This is a genomic window from Actinotalea sp., assembly GCF_041597215.1.
Lineage (GTDB): Bacteria > Actinomycetota > Actinomycetes > Actinomycetales > Cellulomonadaceae > Actinotalea.
Genome location: NZ_JBFHHB010000341.1, coordinates 1 through 2,375 on the forward strand (window position 1 = coordinate 1; position 2,375 = coordinate 2,375).

A 2,375-nucleotide genomic window follows, 5' to 3' on the forward strand; every position below is an offset into this window, starting at 1 on the left:
CCCTGCTCGCGGCGCAGCTCGACGCGAGGGGGACCGCCTCCTCGACCGCGCTGACGCTGGCGGACGTGAGCCCAATCGGGAGCTACGGGACGGCGCAGGTCGCCAACGCCGCGGCGATCGTCGCGGCGGGCCAGGCCATGGGCCTGTCGGTCCGTGACCAGACGATCGGGGTCATGACGGCCATCGGAGAGTCGTCCCTCCAGGTGCTCGACCACGGGGACGGCGCGGGCCCCGACAGCCGGGGGCTCTTCCAGCAGCGCGCGAACGGGGCCTGGGGGTCGCTGGCCGACCGCATGGACCCGACGGTCAGCGCGACCAGCTTCTTCACCGCGCTCTCCCGCGTCCAGGGACGGGACTCGATGACCCCCACGGCGGTCGCCCACGAGGTGCAGCGCAACGCCGACCCGCAGCACTACGCCCGCTACTGGGACGACGCCGTGGCGATCGTCGCGCATCTGACCGGGTCCAGCGCCTGAGCACTGTGCCTCGGGGTGGCCCGCGCGCCTGGTGAGGGGTGCGGTCGCCCTCCGGCGAGGCTCGGTCTAGGCGTGACCGTGCGCGGCCGAGTCCGGCTGGACCGACCAGTCGGCGGGCTCGTCGTCCGTGTCGACGTCGGCGATCGCCTTGGTCTGGTGCACCTTGCCGGGCTGGTGGTGCTGCGGAGCGTAGATCGTGTAGACCTGCATCGGCTCGTCGCCGATGTTGGTCACGTTGTGCCAGCTGCCCGCCGGGACGAGGACGCACCAGCCGTCGGTGACCTCCTGGTCGAAGGTCAGCTCGTCCTTGGCGGGGCCCATCTGGACCCGGCCGCGACCGCCGTCGAGCCGGATGAACTGGTCGGTGTCGTGGTGCACCTCCAGGCCGATGTCACCGCCGACCGGGATCGACATGAGGGTGAGCTGGAGGTACGCGCCGCTCCATGCCACGGTGCGGTAGGTCGAGTTCTCGAGGGTCTCGGTCTCCAGGTCGAACGACTGAGGACGTGGACCGATGTCGTCAAGGCTCATGCACCGACCCTAGCCCCGGAGGTACCGCGTCGCAGGTCCGAACCGAGGGCGCCGTGCGACCTCGCCACCGGTCCGTGACCGTGCCGCCGCTGGAGCGACGACCGCTCCACGCGCGCGGAAGGGGCCGACCGCCGGCCGGCCCCTTCCGTCGATGTCCCGCCGCTCTACGACAGGTACTGGTTGATGAAGTCGAGCACCGCGGGACGGTCGACGCGGAAGACGCCGCCGGTCCCCCCGCAGGACCCGTTGAGCCCGAACGAGGTGACTCCGGCGATGACCATGCTGTCCCCCACGAAGTTCGGGCCCCCGGAGTCACCGAAGCAGGTGCCACCCGTGCTCCCGTTGTTCGACAGGAGGAGCGACTGCTGACCGGTGAAGCCGGTGTTGATCTGCACCAGGTGCGGGTGCGCCACCATCCGCACCCTGGTCGACTCGAGCTGGAGGTTGTTCGGGTTGTTGTTGACGCGCTGCAGCCCGTACCCCACCGCCGTGAACGTGGTACTGGCGCGCGGCTTGAGGGAGTCGAGCTGGTCGGGCGCGGGCAGTGTGCCGTACGACGCTCCCGCGGGCAGGTCGATCGGCTGCGCGAGCTCGATGACGCCGACGTCGTTCAGGTAGAACGCGGCGCTGGTGTACCCCGGGTAGGTGTGCCACGCGGTCGCCTCGACCGTGTTCGGCCCACCGCCGAACGGATACGTCGGGTCGTTCTGCACGTCCGGCTCGGCGAAGACCCGCATCCCGCTGAACTCACCCTCCTCGCCGGTGCAGTGCCCGGCGGTCAGGACGACCGTCGGCGAGATCAGCGTGCCCGAGCAGCGGGATGCCGGCGCTCCGTCGACCTCCATGAGCACGAGCACCACCGCAGGGTGCCCGTCGTTGTCGAGCTCGCCGTAGGTGATCGCGGACGCCGAACCGGCGCCCAGTCCGAGGGTGACGAGCAGAGCGGACAGCAGCGCGATGACGCTCGCGCGCCGTCCTGTGGACAGCGGAGCATGCAGACGTGGTGCCTTGGACATGAATCCTCCCCCTGTGCGGGCAGGGCCTTTGGTGGCACCCCGCCGAGAATCGGATCTGGGGTGACGACCCCCTGCCGCACCCCCACGTGCTGCGCACGCTAGGCCCGCAGCGACGGGGGGTCAACAGCCCGGGTCAGACCCGCTCGAGACGATGCGCGAGGCGCACTCGCCGGCAGGGCGCCCCCGGCGCACGCGCACGTTCGCGACTCCGCAGGGCGATAACCTGTCGGACGGGGTCCTGCCGGACGCTGTCCCTGGGCACGTCCGTCGACACCCCGCAGGTCCCGCCCCCGTAGCTCAGTGGATAGAGCATCGGACTTCTAATCCGCAGGTCGCAGGTTCGAATCCTGCC

Annotated in this window: 2 protein-coding genes, 1 tRNA gene and 1 pseudogene; 2 read left to right on the forward strand and 2 right to left on the reverse strand. The window is 70.8% G+C overall.

Annotated features, from left to right (window positions below):
• Positions 1-476 (forward strand): annotated as a pseudogene (locus ABWK99_RS15735) (M23 family peptidase); the annotation flags it as partial.
• A 66-nt stretch (positions 477-542) separates the two neighbouring features.
• Here the strand turns inward: ABWK99_RS15735 and ABWK99_RS15740 are convergent.
• Together ABWK99_RS15740 and ABWK99_RS15745 are read right to left on the reverse strand one after the other, a co-directional pair.
• Complete coding sequence (locus ABWK99_RS15740; protein WP_372595627.1) at positions 543-1,007, reverse strand: cupin domain-containing protein; 465 nt, start codon at positions 1,005-1,007, stop codon at positions 543-545.
• A 164-nt stretch (positions 1,008-1,171) separates the two neighbouring features.
• The gene (locus ABWK99_RS15745) at positions 1,172-2,023 is read right to left on the reverse strand and encodes a trypsin-like serine protease (protein ID WP_372595628.1); all 852 of its coding nucleotides are present in this window, start codon (positions 2,021-2,023) and stop codon (positions 1,172-1,174) included.
• Between the two features lie 294 nt (positions 2,024-2,317).
• On the opposite strand from ABWK99_RS15745, the gene ABWK99_RS15750 reads away from it, so the two are divergent.
• Positions 2,318-2,375 (forward strand) — tRNA-Arg (locus ABWK99_RS15750).

What these genes read in the sequence shown, in the direction of transcription:
- ABWK99_RS15740 (WP_372595627.1), bottom strand. Translation starts at nt 1,007, where the DNA reads ATGAGCCTTGACGACATCGGTCCACGTCCTCAGTCGTTCGACCTGGAG.
- ABWK99_RS15745 (WP_372595628.1), bottom strand. Translation starts at nt 2,023, where the DNA reads ATGTCCAAGGCACCACGTCTGCATGCTCCGCTGTCCACAGGACGGCGC.